This window comes from Erwinia sp. V90_4, from assembly GCF_029967685.1.
GTDB classification, from domain to species: Bacteria; Pseudomonadota; Gammaproteobacteria; order Enterobacterales; family Enterobacteriaceae; genus Erwinia; species Erwinia aphidicola.
In genome coordinates this window covers 32,520-56,692 of sequence record NZ_JASCAQ010000035.1, presented here as the reverse complement: position 1 = coordinate 56,692, position 24,173 = coordinate 32,520, and the positions used below count along the sequence as shown (strand labels likewise).

Annotated in this window: 16 protein-coding genes; 9 read left to right on the top strand and 7 right to left on the bottom strand. The window is 56.3% G+C overall.

What is annotated here, in order from left to right; translation table 11 throughout:
• The first annotated feature begins 54 nt into the window (after positions 1-54).
• The 9 genes from fliL (at position 55) to QLG07_RS04760 (ending at position 7,296) form a co-directional block, all read left to right on the top strand.
• Entirely contained in the window at positions 55-537 is a 483-nt protein-coding gene (gene fliL, locus QLG07_RS04800; RefSeq protein WP_048916358.1) for a flagellar basal body-associated protein FliL, read from the top strand.
• Between the two features lie 9 nt (positions 538-546).
• Entirely contained in the window at positions 547-1,554 is a 1,008-nt protein-coding gene (gene fliM, locus QLG07_RS04795) for a flagellar motor switch protein FliM (protein WP_048916359.1), read from the top strand.
• Positions 1,547-1,948 carry a flagellar motor switch protein FliN gene (fliN, locus tag QLG07_RS04790; protein ID WP_048916360.1) on the top strand — a complete coding sequence of 134 codons (402 nt, stop codon included), beginning with the start codon at positions 1,547-1,549 and terminating at the stop codon, positions 1,946-1,948. Before fliM ends, fliN begins: the two co-directional genes overlap by 8 nt.
• Positions 1,949-2,338 carry a flagellar biosynthetic protein FliO gene (fliO, locus tag QLG07_RS04785; protein WP_282468617.1) on the top strand — a complete coding sequence of 130 codons (390 nt, stop codon included), beginning with the start codon at positions 1,949-1,951 and terminating at the stop codon, positions 2,336-2,338.
• The gene (gene fliP / locus QLG07_RS04780) at positions 2,335-3,072 is read left to right on the top strand and encodes a flagellar type III secretion system pore protein FliP (RefSeq protein WP_048916362.1); all 738 of its coding nucleotides are present in this window, start codon (positions 2,335-2,337) and stop codon (positions 3,070-3,072) included. The genes fliO and fliP overlap by 4 nt, the downstream gene beginning before the upstream one ends.
• 14 nt (positions 3,073-3,086) lie before the next feature.
• Positions 3,087-3,356 (top strand): flagellar biosynthesis protein FliQ, encoded by a 270-nt coding sequence (gene fliQ / locus QLG07_RS04775; RefSeq protein WP_048916363.1) that lies wholly within the window; start codon positions 3,087-3,089, stop codon positions 3,354-3,356.
• Positions 3,356-4,141, top strand: coding sequence for a flagellar biosynthetic protein FliR (gene fliR, locus QLG07_RS04770; protein WP_282468616.1), 786 nt, complete (start codon positions 3,356-3,358; stop codon positions 4,139-4,141). Before fliQ ends, fliR begins: the two co-directional genes overlap by 1 nt.
• Before the next feature lie 654 nt (positions 4,142-4,795).
• Positions 4,796-5,431 carry a transcriptional regulator RcsA gene (rcsA, locus tag QLG07_RS04765; protein ID WP_282468615.1) on the top strand — a complete coding sequence of 212 codons (636 nt, stop codon included), beginning with the start codon at positions 4,796-4,798 and terminating at the stop codon, positions 5,429-5,431.
• Positions 5,432-5,595: 164 nt separating this feature from the next.
• Positions 5,596-7,296, top strand: a complete 1,701-nt coding sequence (locus QLG07_RS04760) for a methyl-accepting chemotaxis protein (protein WP_282468614.1) — start codon at positions 5,596-5,598, stop codon at positions 7,294-7,296.
• Between the two features lie 79 nt (positions 7,297-7,375).
• On the opposite strand, the gene QLG07_RS04755 is transcribed toward QLG07_RS04760, so the two are convergent.
• The 7 genes from QLG07_RS04755 to QLG07_RS04725 all read right to left on the bottom strand — a co-directional run bounded on the left by QLG07_RS04755 (position 7,376) and on the right by QLG07_RS04725 (position 24,168).
• A complete protein-coding gene (locus QLG07_RS04755) occupies positions 7,376-17,467 on the bottom strand; it encodes a non-ribosomal peptide synthetase (protein ID WP_282468613.1) in 10,092 nt (3,363 codons plus the stop codon).
• A gap of 359 nt (positions 17,468-17,826) precedes the next feature.
• A complete protein-coding gene (locus QLG07_RS04750; protein ID WP_048915662.1) occupies positions 17,827-18,333 on the bottom strand; it encodes an Lrp/AsnC family transcriptional regulator in 507 nt (168 codons plus the stop codon).
• Positions 18,334-18,464: 131 nt separating this feature from the next.
• Positions 18,465-19,781, bottom strand: a complete 1,317-nt coding sequence (gene gabT, locus QLG07_RS04745; protein ID WP_099754917.1) for a 4-aminobutyrate--2-oxoglutarate transaminase — start codon at positions 19,779-19,781, stop codon at positions 18,465-18,467.
• Between the two features lie 136 nt (positions 19,782-19,917).
• Positions 19,918-21,045, bottom strand: a complete 1,128-nt coding sequence (locus tag QLG07_RS04740) for a M20 aminoacylase family protein (RefSeq protein ID WP_253539569.1) — start codon at positions 21,043-21,045, stop codon at positions 19,918-19,920.
• 7 nt (positions 21,046-21,052) lie between these two features.
• Positions 21,053-21,979, bottom strand: coding sequence for a glyoxylate/hydroxypyruvate reductase A (locus tag QLG07_RS04735; RefSeq protein ID WP_133623375.1), 927 nt, complete (start codon positions 21,977-21,979; stop codon positions 21,053-21,055).
• A complete protein-coding gene (locus QLG07_RS04730) occupies positions 21,979-22,827 on the bottom strand; it encodes a GNAT family N-acetyltransferase (RefSeq protein WP_048915658.1) in 849 nt (282 codons plus the stop codon). The genes QLG07_RS04735 and QLG07_RS04730 overlap by 1 nt, the downstream gene beginning before the upstream one ends.
• Positions 22,828-22,836: 9 nt before the next feature.
• Positions 22,837-24,168 carry an FAD-binding oxidoreductase gene (locus tag QLG07_RS04725; protein ID WP_282468612.1) on the bottom strand — a complete coding sequence of 444 codons (1,332 nt, stop codon included), beginning with the start codon at positions 24,166-24,168 and terminating at the stop codon, positions 22,837-22,839.
• Between the last annotated feature and the right edge of the window lie 5 nt (positions 24,169-24,173).

Sequence of the window (24,173 nt, the reverse complement as noted above, 5' to 3'; positions counted from 1 at the left end):
GAAATATGACGTGGCACCGCCCCTCGAAAATAATCACAGGAAGTTACAGCTAATATGACTGATAACGCTAAAGCCAAAAGCGGCAAACGTAAGCTCCTGATACCCGTGTTACTGATCGTGACTCTGGTCGCTTGCAGCGTGGCGGGATATACAGTCTGGCACATGATGAAGGCGCCGAAAGATGCCGCTGCGGCTGCAAAGCCTGAGCCGCCACCTGCCCCGGTCTTTTTTGCTCTGGATACGTTTACGGTCAACTTGATCAACCCAGACAACGACCCGGATCGCGTGCTTTATGTCGGCTTCACCCTGCGCTTGCCGGATGAAGAGACCCGTCGTCGCATGAACGATTATCTGCCGGAAGTACGCAGCCGTTTACTGCTGCTGCTGTCGCGTCAGAATGCTACGGGCCTCGCCAATGAGCAGGGCAAGCAGCAGTTAGTGACACAGATTAAACAGGTACTGGCACCTCCGCTGGTGCAGGGACAACCACAGCAGGTCGTGACAGATGTACTGTTTACGGCCTTCATTCTGCGGTGATGGATATACATGGGCGATAACATTCTTTCTCAGGCAGAAATTGACGCACTACTCAATGGCGACAGCGATAGTGCGGCAGAAGATAAGGTCAGTACCGGGGGCGAAAGCGATATTCGCCCTTACGATCCCAATACTCAGCGCCGCGTGGTACGCGAGCGTCTGCAGGCACTGGAGATCATCAACGAACGTTTTGCGCGTTCTTACCGTATGGCGCTGTTTAACCTGCTGCGTCGCAGCCCGGATATTTCCGTCGGCGCGATAAAGATCCAGCCATACCATGAGTTTGCCCGCAATCTGCCGGTACCTACCAACCTTAACCTTATCCACCTCAAGCCGCTGCGTGGCACGGCGCTGGTGGTATTTTCGCCGAGTCTGGTGTTTATCGCCGTTGATAACCTGTTTGGTGGTGACGGCCGTTTTCCGACCAAGGTCGAAGGACGCGAGTTTACCCACACCGAACAGCGCGTGATCCGCCGTATGTTAAAGCTGGCGCTGGAAGCCTACAGCGAAGCGTGGAAGCCGATCTATCCGCTGGACGTAGAGTACGTGCGTTCGGAAATGCAGGTGAAGTTCACCAACATTACTACCTCACCGAATGACATCGTGGTCACCACGCCATTCCAGGTGGAGATTGGTAACCTGACCGGTGAGTTCAACATCTGTATCCCATTCAGCATGATCGAGCCGCTGCGTGAAACGCTGGTGAACCCACCGCTGGAGAACTCGCGTACCGAAGATGAGAACTGGCGTGACACGCTGGTGAAACAGGTTCAGCACTCGGAGCTGGAGCTGGTGGCGAATTTTGCCGATGTCTCAATGAGAATTTCCCGTCTGCTGGAGTTAAAGCCCGGCGACGTCTTACCGATTGAAAAACCGGACCGCATTATCGCCCATGTCGATGGCGTGCCGGTGTTGACCAGCCAGTACGGAACACTGAATAAACAGTATGCACTGCGCGTGGAACACCTGATCAACCCGATTTTGAATTCGCTGAATGAGGAACAGCCCGATGAGTGATACCAATAAGCCGTCCGACGACGACATCTCTGCGGACGACCTGTGGGCTGACGCAATGAACGAACAGGTAAAATCCTCTTCAACCGGCGGCGTGTTTAAATCGCTGGAAAATGGCGATATTGCTGCTGGTTCGCAGGATATCGACATGATTATGGATATCCCGGTGAAGCTCACCGTGGAGCTTGGCCGTACCAAAATGACCATTAAAGAGCTGCTGCGCCTGTCGCAGGGTTCGGTAGTGGCGCTGGACGGCTTAGCCGGGGAGCCGCTGGATATCCTGATCAACGGCTATCTGATTGCCCAGGGTGAAGTGGTGGTGGTCGCCGATAAATATGGCGTGCGCATTACCGACATTATCACCCCGACCGAACGTATGCGTCGTCTGAGCCGCTAAATGAATACCACCCAGCAGCAGCCAGCCATCGGGCAGCCGGCCATTTCTACCGGTTCAATGCTGACTCAGGTGAGCGGGGTACTGGCGGCGATTATTATTCTGATCCTCGCCTGCGCCTGGGTGGCAAAGCGCTTCGGCTTTGCCACTAAGCGCAGCGGCAGTGAGAAACTGAATATCAGCGCCAGCTGCCAGCTGGGACAGCGTGAACGCGTGGTCGTGGTTGATGTGGATGATGTGCGTCTGGTTCTGGGCGTCACCGCTCAGCAGATCACCCATCTGCATACCCTGCCGGCGAAACCGCAGCAGCAACTCCCGGAAGCACCGGCTGTGACGGCAGATTTCCGTCAGGTTCTGCAGTCGTTAATGAAAGGTTCCGGGAAGATAAAATGAAACGTCTCCTTCCACTGTTAGCACTGGTTTTGCTGATGCTGACTCCGAACGTCTACGCGCAGCTGCCTGGGCTTATCAGTAAGCCGATGGCTAACGGCGGCCAGAGCTGGTCGCTGCCGGTGCAGACGCTGGTATTTATTACCTCGCTGACCTTCCTGCCGGCAATATTGCTGATGATGACCAGCTTCACGCGCATCATCATTGTTTTCGGCCTGCTGCGTAACGCGCTGGGTACCCCCTCTGCGCCACCCAACCAGGTGCTGCTTGGCCTGTCGCTGTTCCTGACCTTCTTTATTATGGGCCCGGTGTTCGACAAAATTTATACTGATGCCTATCTGCCGTTCAGCGAAGACAAGATCAGCATGCAGGAAGCCATTGATAAAGGTGCGCAGCCGCTGCGTGAGTTTATGCTGCGCCAGACGCGTGAAGCGGACCTTGCGCTGTTTGCCCGCCTGGCTAACACGCCACCGATTGCCGGGCCGGAAGCGGTGCCGATGCGTATTCTGCTGCCGGCTTACGTCACCAGTGAACTGAAAACGGCTTTCCAGATCGGCTTCACGGTATTTATTCCATTCCTGATTATCGACCTGGTGGTCGCCAGCGTGCTGATGGCGCTGGGGATGATGATGGTGCCCCCCGCCACCATCTCCCTGCCCTTTAAGCTGATGCTGTTTGTGCTGGTGGATGGCTGGCAGCTGCTCATCGGCTCACTGGCCCAAAGTTTCTACTCTTAAGCGAGGCCACAAAAATGACTCCTGAATCGGTAATGGTTTTGGGCCACGACGCGATGCAGATTGCGCTGGCGCTGGCCGCCCCGCTGCTGCTGGCAGCGCTGGTAAGCGGCCTGTTAATCAGCCTGCTGCAGGCGGCTACCCAGATTAACGAACAAACGCTCTCCTTTATTCCGAAGATCCTTTCCGTGGTGGCAACCATCGTGGTGGCCGGTCCGTGGATGCTCAATCTGATCCTCGACTATATGCGTACCCTGTTCTCCAACCTGCCTTATCTGATCGGATAATGATTCTTTTTGACAGCAGTCAACTTTTATTCTGGATAAGTCAGCTATTCTGGCCGCTTGCTCGCGTGCTGGCTTTGATCATGACGGCGCCGCTGCTGAGCGAAAAATCGATTAGCCGCAAGGTGAAAATTGGTCTGGGCCTGATGATTACCTGGGTATTGATCCCGTCGTTCCCCCCAACCAACGTTACGCTGTTTTCGGTTGGCGGCTTCTGGTTGCTGATTCAGCAGATACTGATTGGCGTCGCGATTGGTTTTACCATGCAGTTTGCCTTTGCGGCAGTGCGTACCGCGGGGGAAGTGATTGGTTTGCAGATGGGCTTATCCTTTGCCACCTTCTTTGATCCGGCCAGCCGACTGAACATGCCGGTTCTGGCGCGCTTTCTCGATATGCTGGCGATGTTGCTGTTTCTCTCCTTCAACGGTCACCTGTGGCTGATTTCGATGGTTGCGGACAGTTTTCATACTTTGCCTATTGGTGGCGAGCCGCTGAACAGCAATGCGTTCCTGGCGCTGACCAAAGCCGCCAATTTAATTTTCCTTAACGGCATGAGATTAGCGCTACCGTTAATCACCCTGTTACTCACCTTGAACCTGGCCCTGGGTTTGTTAAACCGCGTTTCACCACAGCTGTCGGTTTTCGCTATCGGCTTCCCGGTCACCTTATCGATAGGTATGGTGTTCATGAGCCTGATGATGCCCCTGCTGGCGCCCTTCTGCGAGCATTTATTCAGTGAAGTGTTCGACTTACTGTCGACATTACTCAGTGAACTACCCGGCAAGTAAACTTTAGTATTCTCCCTCTGACACAAAAGCATTGTTAAGCCATCGAAATATATCAGTGCATTTTTCACACCATTATTTGCAGAATTTCCTTAAGGAAATTCTGATAAATGCACTAGCGCGGTGAAAATAATTCTTATTAAAACCCAGTTAGCGTATTTTAAATCCTCAAACCGGTGATTTGTTGCGAAACAGTTAACGGTTAAAAAATGGGCAAATGTCTGTTTTTAATGAAGATTTTATTTTTCTCGGTTTTTCTTGTTTTAAAATTCATTTTACGGCATTGTCAATGCTTCCCGCATGCCTACACTTTCGGGGAATGAATGTTTTTAGGATTCGTCCTATCAGAGTTTTCCTGATTCTGCGCGATAGTGTCGACGTCAGCGGAAAACTGTGTCAGGTGCTGTACTAACTCAGATGTCTAAGCAGTCTCGCTGCTAACCCTCTGAAGTGGGTGACTTGTCAGAGCATCGCTCTGTCAAAAGCCAAATTAGCAGTCAGCAAGGACGCATGAGTACTCTCGCCGTAGATGGCAAAGCTTTATTCAGGCTGGGTAAAAATAACAAGATCGTGATTAAGAACTCTTTGCTCTCGTACCGCAAGCGCGTAATTCATCGTTGATTTAAACGGAAAACAAATTTGGTGAGGGTAGCTATTATGCCAACGATTATTATGGATTCATGTAACTACACACGACTAGGCTTAAGCGATTATATGGCGGTTAAAGGGGTTAAAAAGAAAAATATAACCTCCGTTAACGACATGGACCAATTGCAAATTAAATGCCAGCAGCTTCAACCTGGCGTGGTCTTTATTAATGAAGACTGTTTCATTCATGAGTCCGATGCAAGTCAGCGTATCAGAGATATTATCATGCAGCACCCTGATACCCTGTTCTTCATCTTCATGGCTATCTCCAATATCCATTTTGAGGAATACCTCTACGTTCGTAAGAACTTGATTATTACATCAAAATCGATAAAGCCGGCGACTCTTGATACGCTGCTTAGCAGCTACTTTCAAAAGAAAGTCAGTCTGTCACCCCGCTACCACTCAGGCTTCGACGTCCATCCATTAACGCTCAGCCAGACTGAGTCTAATATGCTTAAGATGTGGATGTCAGGTCACGATACAATACAAATCTCAGATAAAATGCAGATTAAAGCCAAAACGGTTTCATCGCATAAAGGCAATATAAAACGTAAAATTAAAACGCATAATAAGCAGGTTATTTATCATGTGGTTCGTTTAACTGATAATGTCACCAGCGGTATTTACGTCAACGTAAGATAACGCACCGGGCAGGTCCGCCTTCGCTGACCTGCCCGTTCTCCGTTTGCAGAATGCTCAATCTGTGAGCCTGCTCCCACTTCAAGACCTAATCCTTTTCACTTCTTTGCCGATGGTTTGTAGACGACCGGAGCGTTCCTTCGTCCCTACTGACAGAGAGCAAGGATATGAAATCACAATTACAATCTCACGAGCAGCCGACCATCAGCTTTTGGCAACATTTGCGCCTGGTTCCCCTGTTCGCCGCCATTCTTGGCGGAATTCTGCTGTTGTTTGCCCTGTGTATCGGCCTCGCCAGTTATTTTTTAGTCCAGAGTAATAAGTCGCTCAATGATATTACGCAAGAAATTGCTATCCGCATGGCGATCTCAAACAGTTCTAATAATTTGCGCGCTGCGCGTTTGACGGTGATCCATGCCGGTGCCGCTGCACGTATCGGTGAGATGGATGAATTCAAAGCCAATCTCGCCAATTCAGAAAAGCGCATCAAATCGGCACGCGACAATTTCAATATTTACCTCAACCGCCCGGTAAAAACCCCGGCAGGGATAGCGCTGGACGTGGAGCTGAAAAAACGCTTCGACGCTTATATTAAGCAGGGACTTGAGCCGATGCTGAAAAGCGCGGGTGATGGCAGCTTTGAAGGCGTTATCGCCCAGGAAACGGATTACACCCGCAAACTGGATGACGCTTATAACGAAGTGCTTTTTAAAGCGATCAAGCTGCGCACTGAGCGTTCCGACGGGCTTAATGAGCAGGCCGCTGCGCAAACCCGCCTTGGCTTTATTATGATGGCGGCGGCATTCGGCCTCGCACTGCTGCTGACGCTGGCAACCTTCATCTTCCTGCGCCGGGTGGTGATTACGCCGCTGCGCCAGGCGGTGGAAAGAATTGAGCAGATCTCCCACGGCGATTTGACCGCGCCGCCGCAGGTCTGGGGACGCAGTGAGATCGGCAGCCTGGGGAATAACCTGCAGCTGATGCAGCAGGCGCTGGTGAAAACGGTAGGGACCGTGCGCGAAGGGGCAGTGGCGATCTATCAGGGATCGAGCGAGATCTCCGCAGGCAATACCGACCTCTCCTCACGCACCGAACAGCAGGCTTCCGCGCTGGAGCAGACCGCTGCCAGCATGGAACAGCTGACCGCCACCGTGAAACAGAACGCTGAAAATGCCCATCACGCCAGCCAGCTGGCTGCCGATGCGTCGGGTAAAGCGCGCCAGGGCGGAGACATTGTGACCGGCGTAGTCAATACCATGAACAACATCTCCAGCAGCTCGAAGAAAATTGCCGAGATCACCACGGTGATCAACAGCATTGCCTTCCAGACCAATATCCTGGCGCTGAATGCCGCGGTGGAAGCCGCGCGGGCCGGTGAACAGGGGCGCGGCTTTGCCGTGGTCGCCAGCGAGGTGCGCAACCTGGCGCAGCGCAGCGCCGGAGCCGCGAAAGAGATTGAGGGGCTGATCGCCGAATCGGTGGAGCTGATTGGTAAGGGGTCTTCGCAGGTGGGGCACGCGGGCAATACCATGGGTGAAATCGTTGATGCGGTACGCCGCGTGACCGATATCATGGCCGAGATTGCCGCCGCATCCGACGAGCAAAGCAAAGGGATCCAGCAGGTTAGTCATGCAGTAACCGAGATGGACAACGTCACCCAGCAGAACGCCTCACTGGTGGAGGAAGCCTCATCTGCCGCTGCGTCGCTGGAAGATCAGGCGGCGCGCCTGACTCAGGCGGTGTCGGCATTTAAACTGAGTGGTGGCGCGGTTGCTGCGGTGAAAAACAGCAGCGTCAGCAGCAAACCCGCAGCGTTAGCCGCCACGCGCCCGGCGCTGGTCAGTAATGAGAATTGGGAAACATTTTAAGCGGGGTTAAGATGGATAATCAGGGCGAGGCAGACCTCGCCCTGACGAGAGTTGAGGGGTTCGTTGTCGGGTCGACCTGTTACCGGTCGGCCCGTTGCAACAACTCTGTGGCCTTATCCAACGCTATGCCCTCTTTATTACGGATAATCACTTCGCCAATCTCCTCTGCACATTGCAGAATATTATGGTGGTGGCACGCCAGCGGGATCACCGTCAAATCTTCGCAAACTTGCTGCAATCCATTATCCTGCACTGCCAGAAGCTCTCGCATTACGTCATCCGGCAGCTGTGGGTTGGGCTGGGTCGCTTTGAACAATGTCACGCGTGTGGTCATCAGCCTGCGCGAAATAACACCTTGTGCAAGCCGCTGTTCCGTTCCTGCAATGGCCATTGCCCGCTGTGCCGCCTCCGCAGTAATGCCCAGGGCAGACAGCAGATCGGATGATGGCTGTTCTTCCACGGCTTGCTGATAGAAACTGTCGAGCAGATACAGTGACACCTGGCCGACGCCCCTTGCTTCCAGCAGCGCGGCAACCTCCAACGCGATCAGTCCCCCCAACGACCATCCGACAATCTGTACTGGCGAACTTCCGCTTAACAGCCCGTGTGCCGTCATCTCATCAAGATAGCGAGCGGCAAGCGTGGGCAGAGAATCAATCGGCGGCCGATGATAAAGATTGTAGTTGTCGATACCGAAGCAGTTTATGCGGCCCTGGAAGGCCTGCGCAAACGGATAAAACGCTTCAGCGCCAACCAGTGCCGGATGGATCATCCATAACGCAGATGCATCGGGCGTAGGGGTGTTGAGCGCTATCACCAGGCTGTTGTGCTGGCTGGCTAACAGATTTTTCAGGGTACGGCACTGGAACAGTTTCACCACCGGGACCGGTGACCCCAAAATTTCAGCAAGCCTGATGCACAAAGAGATCGCGATAATTGACGTTCCCCCGGCGCGGAAAAAATCATCGGTCATACCGATGCGTTCGCAGTGCAGCGTTTCCTGCCACAGCGCACACAGCTGCGCCTCCAGCGCATTTTTCGGGGCAACATAATCAGTTTCGCTACTGCTGGCCGGGGCAGGCAGTGCTTTGCGATCCAGCTTACCGCTGGAGCTAAGCGGCAACGCATCCAGCCTTACCAACGCGGTCGGGATCATATATAGCGGCAGTTGCTGACTCATGAATTCCAGCAGCTCAACTTCCACCAGCGGCTCCTCACAGACGTAGTAAAGGACCAGCCGTTGCTGGCTGTCGTCATTTCTGACAATCGCGCAGCAGGACTTGATGGGACTGAATGCCATCGCGCAGTCTTCGACTTCCCCCAGCTCAACGCGATAGCCATTCAGCTTCACCTGAAAATCCATACGGCCTAAAAATTCAAGGTTGCCATCAGGCAGATAACGCCCGGCATCCCCGGTACGGTAAAGCCTCTCCCCCAGCACCGGATGCCAGATAAAACGCTCATCGGTAAGGGTGCGATTACGGTAATATTCACGAGCCACGCCTGCCCCACCGATATACTGCTCACCCGGCAGACAAGGCGGTAGGATACGCATATGGCGGTCAAGCACGTAAAAGCGCTGGTGCGCCATCGCTTTGCCGTAAGGCACGCTGGGAGCAAGTATCAATCCGTCAGGAATCTCATAGATGATCGACCATATAGAACTCTCGGTGGCCCCCCCCGTACTGCTAATACGACAGTGCGGCTGCCACTGGCGAATACGCGCGGGAAGCTGTCGGGAGATCACTTCCCCCACCAGCACCACATTGCGCAAGGCGGGCCAGCTGGCGCCGGGCTGCACGCCGGACTCAAGATACTCAACCAGTAATGTCATCACTGACGGGGCAGAGTTCCAGAACGTCACGTCGTGCTCAATCATCAGGCGATGCCAGGCATCTGGCTGATAACGCTGGGCTTCCGACGGTATCACCATCGTTGCACCAGCCGACAGAATGCCAAAGATATCAAATGCAGAAATATCAAAGCTCAACGCGCTCAGCGCCAGCCCTCGATCGTGCGGGCCAATGCTCAGCTGCCGCAGCGTATCAACAATACTGTTCACAGCGCCGCGATGCTCAACTGCCACCCCTTTGGGTGCCCCAGTAGAACCGGAAGTGAAGATGACATACGCCAGTTCACCCGACGCCGCGAATACCGGTTCGCCCGGCTGCGGCTGCGGAAGTTCCGCGACGCAGCCGTGACTATCTATCGCCAGCAGGCGAGCATTGTCGGTGGACTGCCAGGCGGCACTGCTAATAATGATCCGTGATTGTGACTGGCTGATGATGGCGCGCCGTCTGCGCTCCGGCCAGGATCCATCAAGCGGCAGATACGCCCGGCCGGCCATCAGGATAGCCATTACGGCAATAATCTGCGCGCGCCCTTTATCCACCATCACTGCAATAGTCTCCGCCTCCATATCGGTAAACTGCCGTAGTTGCAGAGAGAGATGCAGCGCCGCCTGATACAGTTCGCCGTAGCTCAGTGCCCCGTCGCTGTCTATCAGCGCCACCCTCTGCGGCTGCCGCCGGGCATGCTGGATAAAGTCATGATGAATGGCACGCTCAAAGTCATACTGCGGCAGGCTGGACTGCCACTCTGCTCGCTGACGCAACACGTCGGCTGAGTCGATCAGATGCATCTCTTTAATGTGCAGGCGGCTATGATTCACCAGCTGTTGCAGGATGCGCAGATAGTAACGCGCCAGGTATTCTATGGTTTCAGCACTGAACAACGCCGTGGCGTAGTTAAATATCAGCTGCGTCCCCTCCGTTTTTTTCTGTACGCTCAAGGTCATATCAAACTTGGCTACCTGATAATTTTTGTTCAGGCTTTGTGGCATAAGCCAGTCAGGGAATGACGGATTAACTTCCTCATCTTCCAACAGGAACATCACCTGGAACAAAGGGTGAGAAGCCAGGTCGCGCGGCACCTTCATCATATCGATCAGCTGGTCCAGAGGCAGGCCCTGATACTGCTGAATTTCCATCACCTGGTCGAACACACCCTGTATGTACGCGGCAAGCGTGATGTCATCATCGATCTGCGAGCGTAGCGGCAAGGTATTAACAAAGAAGCCGATAACATTATGCACCTCCTCCGTCGGGCGGTTAGCGACAGGCGTACCGACCAAAATATCCTGCTGACCGCTGAAGTAGCTCAGCAGCAGGTTAAAACTGGCGAGAAACAGCGCGAATGGCGTTACGCCATGCTGCTGAACAAAATGCTCACATTGAGCACCCAGTTCTGTTGGTAACCTGATGCAATAATTGGCCCCCCGATGATCAACCTTTGCCGGGCGGGGGTAGTCGAGCGGCAGCTCAAGAGGTTGCCAGTTGTGCAGCTTATCCCGCCAAAAGTTTTTCAGCGCCTGCGCCCGCCCGGAGTCAAGATACTCTCGCTGCCAGCAGGCATAGTCACCATACTGTAACGCGGGTGCGGACAACGGCAGCGTGCTGCCCAAACAGCAAGCGGGATACAGCTCGGCCAGCTCGCGGATAAACAACGCCTGCGACCAGCCATCGAAAGCCAGGTGATGGATAACAACCAGGCAGTAAACGTCCAGCGTATTCCCCTCATACACCTGGTAAATCGTGGCGCGGGTCGGAATTTCTGTGCTGAGATTAAATGGACGGTCGATATCCTGCTGCAGCTGCCGCGGCCACTCACCCGCAGCCAGCATCATGCGAGCCACCTCGAGCGCTGCATCAGTTCGCACTGACTCGGCTAGCTGCGCCTGCTGCTGATGGATCACGCTGCGCAGCACTTCATGACGGGCAACAATCGCCTGCAAACTGTGGCAACAGGCGTCAATATCTGTGCCTGGCGCCAGCCGGAACAGCATCGGAACATGGTACAGATTGCTGCCACCGTTAAGATTTTCAATAAACCACAGCTGCATCTGTGAGTAAGAGAGCGGCCAGCGGTCGCGTTGCTGGGCCGGGATAGAAATACCCGCTGTCTGCGGCCCACTCTGCGCCAGGTAAGCGCACAGCGATCTGATCGTGGGGTACTGCCCTATTTCGCTCAGCGTAACCTGCTTTTTCAGCCGTCGGCTAAGCTGGTAGCTGGCCTGGATAGCCAGCAGGGAATTGCCCCCCAGCGCAAAGAAGTTGTCCTCTACGCCGATTGGCTCCACGTTAAGCAATTCGCGCCAGATATCGCAACAAATCGTCTCTTCATGACTCGCTGCCTCCACAAACGCCTGCGCCTGAGGCACTGCTGGCGGCAGTAAATCGCGCGCGACTTTGCCATTCAGCGTCAGGGGGATCTGCTCAAGCTGCATAAGGGTTTTTGGCACCATGTACTGCGGCAGCTGGGCGCGTAACTGCTGAAGCAATAAGACAATATCAATCTCTTCACTGGCAGTGATATAGGCGACCAGAACCCTTTGGGGAGCGGAAGTCAATATCACGCAACAGCCCGTTATTCGCGGATAAGCCAGCACCACGTTTTCAATTTCACCCAGTTCAACCCGGTAGCCATTGATTTTGACTTGCTGGTCAATGCGCCCCATGAATTCGATATTGCCGTCGCTGAGGAAACGCCCGTAATCGCCAGTGCGATACACGCGCTGCTGCAGCTGGTGATGCCAGAAGAAACTGGCGTTGGTTCGCTCTTCATCCTGATAGTAACCGCGCGCTAATCCCTCTCCGGCAATAAAGAGCTCGCCTTTAACCCCTTCGGGCACGGGCCGCAGCCAGCGATCCAGGACGTAAAATTGTTCATGGGGCAGCGCCCGACCATACGGGATACTGACCGTCAGCACCTTTTCAGGTGGAACTTCGTACAGAATTGAGAAAATGGCGGCTTCTGTCGCGCCGCCTGCACTGCAGAACTGGCAGTCAGGTGCCCACTGGCGACAGCGCTCGGGTAAGGATGTGGCAATCCAGTCCCCTCCCACCATGACCAGCCGCAACGCCGGACGTGGGCGATCGAGGGATCCGGCATTAATAACGTAATCCAGCAACAGCTCCAGCAAGGCCGGAGCACTGAGCCAGAGGGTCACCCGATGCGACATCATCAGCTGATACCACGCCTGCGGGCTGGCGCGATGTTGTTCGGCAGGCATCACTACGGCGCCACCGACGGAAAGCGGGGCAAAAATGTCCCAAATGGCAAGGTCAAAACTCATTGCGCTGAGCGCCAGGCTGCGATCGTGCTTATCAATGCTGAAACGACGCTGTACCCCTTCCAGGGTATTCACCGCGCTACGATGTTCAATCGCGACCCCTTTCGGCGTACCGCCAGAGCCGGAAGTGAAAATAATATAGGCCAGGTCATTCGCGGCCACCTCCACCGGCGGCAGTAGCTGCTCTGCCAGCGGCAGTTCCGATGCCAGCCCCCTGCGGTCCAGCAGAATGACCTTGACGGCTTCACTGGCCCACGCTTCGCTGCTCAAAACGGTGTTAATCCCGGCCTGCGCCATGACCGCCAGTCTGCGCTGCAGCGGCCAGGCCTTATCCATTGGCAAAAAGGCTTTACCACACATCAGCACCGCGAGTATCGCAACAGGCTGCTGTCGCCCCTTATCCGCAAGGATAGCGACAGCTTCTCCAGTCACTTCCCCCTGTAATCGTAACTGGGTCGCCAACATTTGTGCGGCCTGATACAGCTCACCGTAGCTCATCTCGCCCCGATCATCGAACAGCGCTGCTGCCTGCGGGTTTTGCTGGGCATGACGAATAAAGTCCTGATGTAGCGGACGTTCAAAGTGATAGTCAAATGCTGCTTTCGGCGGCGAGAGGGCGATACCCGCCCCCAACCCGGCTGCCGCTAGCGGCCGTTCCTCATGCTCTATCAGCTGTTGCAGCATCTGCAGATAGTAGTGGGCGAGCCGGGAAATCGTTGATTTTCTGAAGAGTGCACTGGCAAAGTTGAAGCGCGCACGCATCCCCTCCTGGCAAGGCTTGAGCGTCAGAGTCAGATCAAATTTCGCCGTTCTCTCTTTCTCACTCAGATCCACCAACGACAGCCACTGCGGCACAGCGTCAGAGTGCTCCTCGCTTTCCAGGCTGAACATCACCTGAAACAGCGGATGATGGGAAAAGTCACGCGCAATGGCAAGATGGTCCACCAGCTGCTTCAGGGACATATCCTGATGCTGCTGCACCTGACGGGTGTTGTCCGCCACCTGACGGATAAATTCAGCGACAGAAAGTTGATTGTCCAGCTGGTGGCGCAGCGGCAGGGTATTGACAAAAAAGCCGATAAGATTTTCCAGCTCCGCCTGTCCGCGATTAGCCAGCGGCGAACCCACCACCACGTCGTCCTGCCCGGTATAACGGGATAACAGCAGCACAAAACCGGCCAGGGTCACGGCATGCAGCGTCACGCCCTGCCTGCGGGCCAACGCACGTAACGCCTCAATAAGCGCCGCCGGCAGCAGCACTTCAACATTATCACCCCGCACATCGGCGAAGGCTGGCCGGGAAAAATCCATCGGGATATCAAGTGGCTGAAGCCCGTCAAGCGCCCGAAGCCAGAAGTCCAAAGCGCTTTGCTGATTCGCCTGCTGCTGCTGCCACAGGGCGTAATCCAGATATTGCCGTTCAGGCACGACGGGATCCGCTGACGCTGTCTTACCGAAGTGCTGATATAAATCGTCGAGCTCCCGCATCACCACATTCAGCGACCAGCCATCAAAGGCAATATGATGAAATACCAGCAGGCAGGCGATACGTGCAGTGCCCGACACATCCTGATAATGATAAATCGTGGCCCGTATCGGAATCTCACGTTTCAGATCAAAGGGTTGCTGCAGTGCCTGCTCGACGCTGGCTGTAACATGGTCTTCCGTTGGCAGATGTTTCTGCGCCACTGTCAGAGTCTGTTGGGTAACTTGCTGGCTCGCTTCGCCCTGCTCATCCTGCACTATCAGGCTGCGTAATACCTGATGTCGCGCAACCAGCGCCTGCAGGCTGATAGCCAGCCGTTCGCAGTCAATTGTCGGGTCAAGCTGGAGCATCAGCGGCGTCAGATAATGTGTCGCCTGTGCAGACAGCTGCGCCATAAACCAGAGCTGAGACTGCTGGAAAGAGAGCGGTCCTCTGTCACGTCCCATGGCTGGAATAGTGACCTGTGGCACCGTTTCGTTGCTCAATGCCAGCTGATGGCTCAGCGTGGCAACGGTAGGATACTCACTCAGGGTTAAGGGCGACACATGCAGGCCAGTCCGCTTGTAAATCTCATGGCAGTATCTGATCGCCAGAATGGAGTCGCCTCCGAGAGCGAAGAAGTGATCGTCAGTGCCCGCCTGGCATTTCAATAGCTGATTAAGCAGTGCCAGAAGCTGGCTTTCCAGCGCATTGGCAGGCGCCCGATAGTGAGTACAGCTGTCAACGCTCTGCGGTTCGGGCAGCGCCTTATAGTCCACTTTGCTGTTGAGCGTCAGCGGGATCGCCGCAATCGCCCTCATTGCGCCAGGAATCATATACAGCGGCAGCTGAAGTTTAAGCACCTGTATGATCTTCTCTGCCGTGAGAGTACTGCCTGGCGACAACACGTACCAGGCTCGCAGCTGGAGCACAGGTTCGCTCTGCACGGCCGCGACCGCCCCCTGCACTCCCGGGATAGCGCGCATCACACTTTCGATCTCACCCAGTTCAATGCGATGACCGTGAATTTTTACCTGCTGATCTTGACGCCCGCAATACTCCATACTGCCGTCAGGCAGGCGGCGCGCCTTATCGCCGGAACGGTAAAAACGTTGATAATTTTCACCCTCCTCCAGCAGATTGTCCGTAAAGGTGCTCGCCGTCAGCTCCGGTAGGTTGAGATATCCGCGGGCCAGCCCAATCCCCGACAGGCAAAGATCGCCAACCACGCCAGTCGGCAGTATGTGCCCCCGTTCGTCGACGACATAGCAGCGCATATTGTCTATGCTGCAGCCAATATTACGCGCGCCATTATGCTGATAGAGGTTCACACTCACGCTGACCGAGGCTTCCGTGGGCCCATAGAGATTTGAGACGCGCATTCCCTGCGCCAGATAGTGGTTCAGTACCTCCTCCGCCACCGACTCGCCGCCCATACCGATGTAGCGCACAGATTCAGGGAACGCCGGGCAGGTACTGAGCAGGGCCGGTGGCAGGAAGCAGAAATGAATCTGCCAGGCAGCCATTTGCTGCGTCAGCTGCTGTAAATCTTTGCGCTGCTGTTCGCTGGCGATGTGCAGGCTGTGCCCGTTATGCAAAGCGATAAAGACTTCATAGACATGCGCGTCAAAGGCCAGGGTGGCAAACTGCAGGCAATTCAGCACGCCGCGCTCATCCGCAAGAATGCGGCGGGTGTGGCCGAGAATGGTATTGATCGCCCCACGGTGCTCACAGAGGGTCCCTTTGGGGCGCCCGGTGGTGCCGGAAGTGTAGATGACATAAGCCAGCTGTCGGTTATCAATCCGCGGCAGGTGTACCACTGGCTCATCGTCGTTGCACGGCGCCAGCGCATCTATCAGCAGGCAGTGTATGTTTTCTGCCCCTGTGCGAGCACGGTCCTGCAGGCTGGTTTGTGTCAGGATGATTGGGCTAGCCACATCCTGCAGGATCCAGCTCAGCCGCTGCTGCGGGGTGTGAGGGTCAAGCGGCACATAGGCTCCCCCTGCTTTCATGATCGCCAGCATACCGATGACCGCATCGTTGGTTCGCTCAATAAACAGCGGGATCAGGGTCTCCAACAGCATCGGCTCCCCCGTCAGCTGCCGGAAGGCGGTGTGCAGCTGGCTGGCCAGACGGTCAACCCGCTGTGACAGTTCGCCATAGCTAAGGCAGCCCTGTTCGTCGCGCAGGGCAATCCGCTCTGGATGGCGGCTGGCATGCTGCTCAAAACCGGATAGCAGTGTGGTAGAGCGCTGTATGACCACTTCGGGCTGGCTGCTCCACTGGTCGCGCAGTCGTGATTCCTGCTGGGCCGTGATCAAAGGGAAATCGGACAGCGGCCTGTCCGGCTGCTGCAAAGCCGCGTCCAGCAGTTCGCAATACTGTTCCGACATCTCAATCATCTGACGCTCATCGAACAGATCTGTGCGATATCTCAAGCGAAAATCGAAGCCATCATCAGCGGGTTGATACTCCAGAAGCAGCTCTGAACCGGATAGATCAATATTAAATCGATTGTTGATGCTGAGCTGGCAACCTTCCAACGAGAAAGGCGCATCCTTGAGATAAGCCTGGGAAAAGTTAACATTCAAATGTTGAATGCCAGTCTGTCTGATAACTTCATAAATCGGCAGCTGAGTATGGCGCAATTTTCCCGACGCTTTAATTTTTCGGATATAATTGATGCTTAGCTGATATATATCACGAAACGTCGACTCAGCAGAGAGGCTCAGAGGAAAAATCCCCATATTCACCTGAGCGCCGTAATACATCTCACTGCCGCCATCAATAGACACCGGATAGCCAATACAGACCGATTTGTCCTCTGACATTCTGGCAAGAAGAGTAGCCCATAATGTTTTAAAAATCAGGAAATGGCTCGCGTATTTCACACCGGATTTCAGACTATCCCACTGAGTATAAGAGATGTGAAAACGGACCTCAGACGAGTGTATCTGACCTGGTAGGGTGTTCTGATGGATTTTTGGAATATCATTAACTTTTTGACAACCCGCCAGCATCTCTTGCCAAAAATCCACTGAATTAAATTCAGTGCGCAGGCGTGATATCTCTTGCCTGAAACGGGCATTCTGTTCATCGATGGTTTCTCTGTTTTTGCGGCCGAACGGCTGTTGGCCCCGGTGATTATAATAGTGAGATAACGCGTCAATAAACTCCTGCCCCGAAAGGCCATCGAGGAGGGTATGATGCAGGATGACAATCAAATCATGGTGATGCGCATCGTGCCTTACCAGCAAGAAGCGGCAGAGTGGGCCACTACGCAGGTCAAAGGGGGCCTTTACTCGCGCGGACAGATCGCACGACGGGTCAAGCTGCTCAAGTATGATGCTTTTATTACCCGGCACCCAACGGAGTTGGTCGCCGCTATCACTCAGCACGTGACTAAACAGAATATTTTCTTCGACTAACTTTGCAATCGCATTTTCCAGACGTGCGATATCTAATGGCCCATTTATCGCCTGATCGACGACTAAATTATACTCACAGGATTTCGGATTGATTAAGAATTCATTCCAGAAAGTTTCAGTATATGGCGATACCGAAAAATCAATCATATTAACTCCATTTAAATAAACACAAACTTTTACTCTCGAATTTCTGCCGGAGTATGTTTAGAAATTAACATTAAATACGCCTAATTTCACACAGACAACTTATCTCAAAAAATGATGATAAATAAAATTATATTTTAGAAAAATAAGAAAAGAGCAGAGTTCACCAACGTCATAAGTTTGATTAACATAAAATGACGTAGGTTATGGCGATTTATCCGATTTACAGAGGGGGGATGATCATATTCGGTCAACGTGGTGAGCTAAAAAACCTTTGTCAGGGCATCAACAGGCACGGCAAGCCCCGCCCCTGCACTCGTTGAGGGGATCAATAGCAGAGGTCGGGCATGCCCGACCCGCTGTTAAAATTCAACCTGCGTATGGCGAGCGATCAGCGAGCGTAGCGGCACGCTGCTTTTCATAATCGGTGACTTGATCACGATATAGCTGAAGTACTTGTCGATGCCGACCTTGGCATCCAGCAGCCCTTCAATAACTTCCTGATAGTGCTCAATACTGCGGGTGATAAAGCGCAGCAGATAGTCGTAGCCGCCGGTGATCAGATGGCACTCCATCAGCTCGTCCACTTCGCGGATCGCATTTTCGAACTTGAGGAAATCCTCGCGTCGGTGACCGGAGAGCGTCACTTCGGTGAACACCGTGACTGAATCGGTGATTTTAGTCAGATTAATATGCGCTTCATAACCGGTGATAAAGCCCGCAGTTTCCAGACGCTTCACGCGTTGCAGGCAGGGGCTGGGCGAAAGCCCGACGGCGTCGGCAAGATTGACATTGCTGATACGGCCATCTTTCTGTAGCTGTACCAGAATGTTGATGTCGATACGGTCCAGTTTCATTAAGCCGTTCATAAAACCCCTCATTGGTTCACGTCACCCAGATGGTATAGCACGCTTAATCACTGGTACGCCAGTGATTTAACATCGCGTGCTATCCGGGCGTAATTATCAATAAAAGCAATAATATCAATGAGGAAGAGTGGTCAACCCAGGCGTCCGGTGGCGCGTGCCAGAGCGATATCAAAGATATGCAGCGCCTCTTCCAGCTGTGAGTCGCTGGTCACCAGCGGGGCAAGGAAGCGCACGGTATTACGCTGCAGGCCACACTTGATCAGCAGCAGCCCCTCCTGGCAGGCGCAGTCGAGGATCTTCTGCGTCAGCGCCGCATCGGGCTGCTTGCTTTCGAAGTCGATGATCTCCACCGCCTGCATAAAGCCAATGCCGCGCACCTCGCCGATGCAGGCATATTTATCCGCCAGCTGCTGCAGGCGCGCACTCATCTGCTCGCCGAGCTGGTTCGCACGCTCCAGCAGGTTGTCGTGCTCAAACAGATCGAGCACCGCCAGCGCAGCCGCGCAGCCCAGCGCGTTACCGCCGTAGGTGCCGCCGAGGCCGCCAGGGGTTGGCGCATCCATAATTGCCGCTTTACCCACCACACCGGAGATCGGCAGCCCGCCGCCGAGGCTTTTCGCCACGGTCACCAGGTCCGGCACCATCCCGGTGTGCTGGAAGCCAAACATCTTGCCGGTACGGCCAAAGCCGGTCTGCACTTCGTCACAGATCAGCAGAATGCCGTGGCGGGTGGTGATCTCACGCAGCGCCTGCATAAACGCCGGGGAAGCCGGCAGGAAGCCGCCATCGCCCTGCACCGGCTCGATGATTATTGCCGCTACGCGCTCCGGCAGGATCTGCACCGCAAACAGGGTATCCAGCGCTTTTAAGCAGTCCGCTTCGGAAACGCCGTGGAACGCGTTCGGGAACGGCACGCGGTAGATATCGCCGGGGAACGGGCCGAAGTTCTGCTTATACGGCTGGCTCATGCCGGTTAAGGTCACCCCCAATAAGGTACGGCCGTGGAATGCACCGTCAAAGGCAATAATGCCGGGGCGATTGGTGTGCGCACGGGCAATCTTCACCGCGTTCTCTACCGCTTCCGCGCCGCTGGTAAAGAACACGCTTTTGAACTCTTCACCGCCGCCAATCAGCTTATTCAGGCGTTTTGCCAGCTCAATATAGCCCGGGTACGCTGCCACCTGGAAACAGGCGTGGGAAACCAACTGCAGCTGCCGGGTGACGGCATTAATCACTGCCGGATGGCTGTGGCCGACGTTTAATACGCCGATGCCGCCAACGAAATCTAAATAGCGATTACCTTCCACATCCCACACTTCGGAACCTTTGCCTTTGGCAATCACAATCGGGTGCGCGGTGACCACGCCGCGCGGCACGTTTTCGGCACGGGCGTCCAGTAACAGGGCGTTATCAGAAAATGTCTGCTGCTCAGCCAGTAAATTATGCATTGTATGCCTCATTGACGTGAAAATGATGAATTGCCCCAGCGGGCATCTGCCAAGTATCGCAATAAGCCGGACCATTAAGCTGCCGTTCCGGGAGCGGCAGCAGCATTAACTTTCGTAATTCGGGCTAATCTTTCGGTTAAATTTCTGGTCCGAGCGTTTCCTGCACCAGCGCGCAATACCAGCGGATGCCGAACGGGATCAGCGCATCGTTAAAATCATATTCGGAGTGGTGCAGCGGGCGGCTGTCGGCACTGCCCAGCCACAGATAGGCACCGGGTTTTGCCTGCAACATAAACGAGAAATCTTCCGAGGTCAGCGCCGGTTTAGGCGCCTCGGCGTGCGCCAGCCCGGCACGTGCCGCCGCACGTAATGCGGTGGCCGCCTGTTCAGCGCCGTTAATGGTTGCCGGATAGTAACGGTCATATTGCACCGCAGCCGTCAGGCCGTGGGCGGCGGTGACGTGCTGCGCCAGCTCGCGCATGCGCTGCTCAATGCGGTCCTGCACGGCGCTGTCAAAGCTGCGCACCGTGCCGCTCAGCGTGGCCTGCGCCGGGATCATATTGTGCGAGAAGCCGCCGTTGATGCGCGTGACCGTCAGCACCGCCGGGTCGCACGGGTCGAGATCGCGGCTGACGATGGTGTGCAGGGCCACCACCAGCTCGCTGGTCGCCAGCAGCGTGTCCGGCGTCAACTGCGGCTGCGCGGCATGCCCGCCGCCGCCCTCAACGCGGATAGAAAACGCATCGCCCGCGCCCATGATAGGCCCCGGGCGCGTCTGCACCACGCCGAGCGGCAGCTGCGGCCAGTTGTGAATGGCGTAAACCTCATCGCAGGGGAAGCGCTCGAACAGGCCGTCGTCGATCATCGCCTGCGCGCCTGCCAGCCCCTCTTCTGCCGGTTGGAAGATGAAATTCACCGTGCCGTCGAACTGCGCATCGGCGGCGAGCGCCTGCGCCGCGCCGAGCAGCATCACCGTGTGGCCGTCATGGCCGCAGGCGTGGCAGACGTTCGGCTGCTGGCTTTTCCACGGCTGGGTGCCGTTATCGGCCATCGGCAGCGCATCCATATCGGCGCGCAGGCCGACGGCACGCGGGCTGGTGCCGCGCTTCAGCACCCCGACTACACCGGTTTTACCGATGCCCTGATAGACTTCCAGCCCCAGCCGGGCCAGGAATTCCGCCACCAGCCCGCTGGTGCGGTGCTCCTGATAGCCCAGCTCCGGGTGCTGGTGCAGATCGCGCCGCAGCGCCACTAATGCCGCAATATCCATCTCAATATCCCTGTTCGCGGTCGACCACGCCGACCATGGATTCACCGCGTTCATAGCGGCGAATATTGTCCAGCAGCGCTTTTACCGCGCTCTCCGGCTGGGTCTGGCTGGCAATGTGCGGCGTCAGCCAGATGGCCGGATGCTGCCAGAAGGCGTGCCCGGCGGGCAGCGGTTCCGGGGCGGTAACATCAACCACCGCCGCGCTCAGCTGCTGACGGTCGAGGGCAGCCACTAAGTCGTCATGATTGAGCTGCGCCCCGCGCCCGACCTGCACCAGCGCCGCGCCGGGCGGCAGCTGACTGAAAAGGTCGGCATTGAGCATCCCTTCGGTGCTGGCGGTGAGCGGCAGCAGGCAGATCAGGATATCGCTACGCGCAAGAAACTCAGCCAGCCGCTGGTTACCGGCAAAGCACTGCACGCCGGGCAGATCGCGTGGGGTGCGGCTCCAGCCTGCGCAGTCAAACCCGAGCGCCACCAGCGGTTTCAGCACCGCCTCGCCCAGCGCGCCGAGGCCCATCACGCCAACGCGCCGCTTGCCGGCGGTCTGTACCGGGTGCGTCTGCCAGATGCCCGCGCGCTGCTGTTGCAGATAGCGCGGCATATCGCGATGCAGGCCTAGTACGGCAAAGGTCACATACTCCACCATGCCGCTGGTCAGGCCCGGCTCGATCATGCGCACCACCGGCAGCTGCGGCGGCAGGCTGGCGTAATCGAACTGGTCTGCGCCCGCCCCGACGGAAAACAGCACCTTCAGGTTGGGAAACTGCTGCATGATATTGTCCGGCGGCACCCACGCGACCAGGTACTCCACCTCATGCGGGTTGCCAAACTCCGGCCACAGCCGGAAGCTGGCCGCCGGGGCCATTTCCGCCACCAGCGCGGCCCACTTCTGCCCGCGCTCGGGCTCTGATTTGTAGACAATATTCATCAGGCCATCGCCTGGCTCATTAGCCCGAATGCCTGCATGCCACCGCTCTCCGGCTGCCAGGGTTGCCCTTTGACCATGGTGGTTGGCGCATCCACTTCTACCAGCCCCAGCGTATTCAGCCACGGGCCAAGCCCGGCCGAACGGTCGCTATCAATGCGCACAAACTGCCCCGCTACGCCGCTTAGCAGCTCGCTGACCAGCAGTTTAGCGTTGGCGAGATTGCGCGCCACAATCGGCCCGATGGCATAGCCGTGACCGAAGCGGCGCAGGCTGGCGAACCCGGCAGCGGTACCGTTCTCCTCCAGCACCAGGAAGCGTTCGGCGCGCTCAAGCAGATGAGTGATCAACAGCGGGCGCTGCTGGCCGTGCGCCTGGCGGTCGAGCGCGGTCAGCAGCGCGGCATCCTGGAGGCCCGCGCTGCGCATCCGCTGCTGCGGCCCGCAGGCGATGGCCGCTACCGGAGCCAGTTCGCGGCACTGGTGCTGCTCAACGTGGCCGGTAGCGACAAATCCGAGTTTTTCATACAGCGGCTGCCCGGCGGCGGTGGCGTGCAGGCGCACGTTGCTGCCTTCAAGCCTGGCCAGCGCCGCCTGCATCAGCTGTTTGCCAATGCCGCGCCCCTGCTGTGCATCATCGACAATCACCAGGCCAAGGGTGGCGTAATCCTTGCCCCAGCGCCAGAACAGGAGGGTACCGACCAGCGTCCCGTGCTCTTCCGCCGCCAGCCCTTCCCCTAGCAACAGCGCCTGCTGCCAGTCCGCGCGCCGGTGCGGCCACTTAAGCTGCTGGGTAAGCGCATAAGCCGCATCCAGATGGGTTTCGTTCATTGCTTTGATTTCAAGAGTCATCACTGTTCCTTACATCATGCCCGGCGCATCAAGGCCGGAACCGTCAATCAGGCGTTCATAGCGGAACGGCTTCGCATCAACAATCGGGGTATCGTGGGTGGCGAGATCGGCGGCAAGGCGCCCGGCACCGGGACCGATGCCAAAGCCGTGCGCGCTGTAACCCGCCGAAATAATCAGGCCCGGTAGCTTGCCGACGGGGGAGATCACCGGCACCGCGTCCGGCGTGCTGTCGATCATCCCGCCCCACGCCTGCTCAAGGCGCACGCCCGCCATCGACGGGAACTCGCTGCGCATCGCCGCCAGCCCCTCCTCCACCATCGCCATATCGGGATGCGGGTCGAGGATGCGGACTTTCTCGAACGGCGACACGCCATCCAGCTGCCAGCGCGCCAGCGCTTCCGGGCCGCGGATAAACGGGCTAATGCCGAGGTTAATCGTCAGGTTTTTACGCCGCGCCTTAAAGGTCGGGTAGAACTGGCGGGCGTAACGCAGCCCCTGCGCGCCAGGCTCAAGGCGGCCACGGCCGGAAACAGAGACGGTATAACTGCCGTCGAGCTGCGGGCGGCAGGCAAAGCCCGGCGTATATAGCGGCAGGGCAATTTTTTGTTCAATCGGCGCGGTGCGAAAAGCGGTGCCGATCACGTTGCCAAGCGGCAGATCGATACCGTGACGACGGCAGAACATAGATGTCCACGCCCCGCCCGCGCAGATCACGCTGCTGGTTTTGATCAGGCCGCGTTCGGTCACCACGCCGCTGACCTTACCGTTAGTGATATCCAGACCGCGCACCGCGCACTGCTGAAACACCCGCCCGCCAAGGCGCTGCGCCGCTATCGCCAGGCCCGGTGCCGCCAGTGAGGGTTCGGCATGACCATCGGTTGGCGATGACACCCCGCCCAGCCAGCGGCTGGAGCTGCCCGGCGTCATCTCTTTAGCGCGCGCGGCGGTGAGGATTTCGCTGTGAAAATCATAGCCTTTCGCCATGGTGTTCCACGCTTCCCAGGCGTTGATGTCAGCCTGGTTTTGGGTGGCGTACACCAGCCCGCTGCGGCGGAAGCCCAGCTCTTCGCCGGTCTCTTCGCCCAGTTCGGCCCAGCGCTGCAGGGCGTACTTGATCAGCGGCAGTTCGCGCTCGTCGCGGTTCTGCTGGCGGCACCAGCCCCAGTTGCGGCTCGACTGCTCACCGCCGACCAGGCCCTTTTCAATCAGCACCACGCTGACGCCTTTTTTTGCCAGTTCATAGGCCGCAGCCGCCCCGGCGATCCCGGCACCAATCACCACCACATCCGCTGCCGGTGGGAAATGCGGGCTGTCCTGTACGTATCGAATCGGTGCTGGCATGTTGT

What these genes read in the sequence shown, in the direction of transcription:
- fliL (WP_048916358.1), top strand. Translation starts at nt 55, where the DNA reads ATGACTGATAACGCTAAAGCCAAAAGCGGCAAACGTAAGCTCCTGATA.
- fliM (WP_048916359.1), top strand. Translation starts at nt 547, where the DNA reads ATGGGCGATAACATTCTTTCTCAGGCAGAAATTGACGCACTACTCAAT.
- fliN (WP_048916360.1), top strand. Translation starts at nt 1,547, where the DNA reads ATGAGTGATACCAATAAGCCGTCCGACGACGACATCTCTGCGGACGAC.
- fliO (WP_282468617.1), top strand. Translation starts at nt 1,949, where the DNA reads ATGAATACCACCCAGCAGCAGCCAGCCATCGGGCAGCCGGCCATTTCT.
- fliP (WP_048916362.1), top strand. Translation starts at nt 2,335, where the DNA reads ATGAAACGTCTCCTTCCACTGTTAGCACTGGTTTTGCTGATGCTGACT.
- fliQ (WP_048916363.1), top strand. Translation starts at nt 3,087, where the DNA reads ATGACTCCTGAATCGGTAATGGTTTTGGGCCACGACGCGATGCAGATT.
- fliR (WP_282468616.1), top strand. Translation starts at nt 3,356, where the DNA reads ATGATTCTTTTTGACAGCAGTCAACTTTTATTCTGGATAAGTCAGCTA.
- rcsA (WP_282468615.1), top strand. Translation starts at nt 4,796, where the DNA reads ATGCCAACGATTATTATGGATTCATGTAACTACACACGACTAGGCTTA.
- QLG07_RS04760 (WP_282468614.1), top strand. Translation starts at nt 5,596, where the DNA reads ATGAAATCACAATTACAATCTCACGAGCAGCCGACCATCAGCTTTTGG.
- QLG07_RS04755 (WP_282468613.1), bottom strand. Translation starts at nt 17,467, where the DNA reads ATGATTGATTTTTCGGTATCGCCATATACTGAAACTTTCTGGAATGAA.
- QLG07_RS04750 (WP_048915662.1), bottom strand. Translation starts at nt 18,333, where the DNA reads ATGAACGGCTTAATGAAACTGGACCGTATCGACATCAACATTCTGGTA.
- gabT (WP_099754917.1), bottom strand. Translation starts at nt 19,781, where the DNA reads ATGCATAATTTACTGGCTGAGCAGCAGACATTTTCTGATAACGCCCTG.
- QLG07_RS04735 (WP_133623375.1), bottom strand. Translation starts at nt 21,979, where the DNA reads ATGAATATTGTCTACAAATCAGAGCCCGAGCGCGGGCAGAAGTGGGCC.
- QLG07_RS04730 (WP_048915658.1), bottom strand. Translation starts at nt 22,827, where the DNA reads ATGACTCTTGAAATCAAAGCAATGAACGAAACCCATCTGGATGCGGCT.
- QLG07_RS04725 (WP_282468612.1), bottom strand. Translation starts at nt 24,168, where the DNA reads ATGCCAGCACCGATTCGATACGTACAGGACAGCCCGCATTTCCCACCG.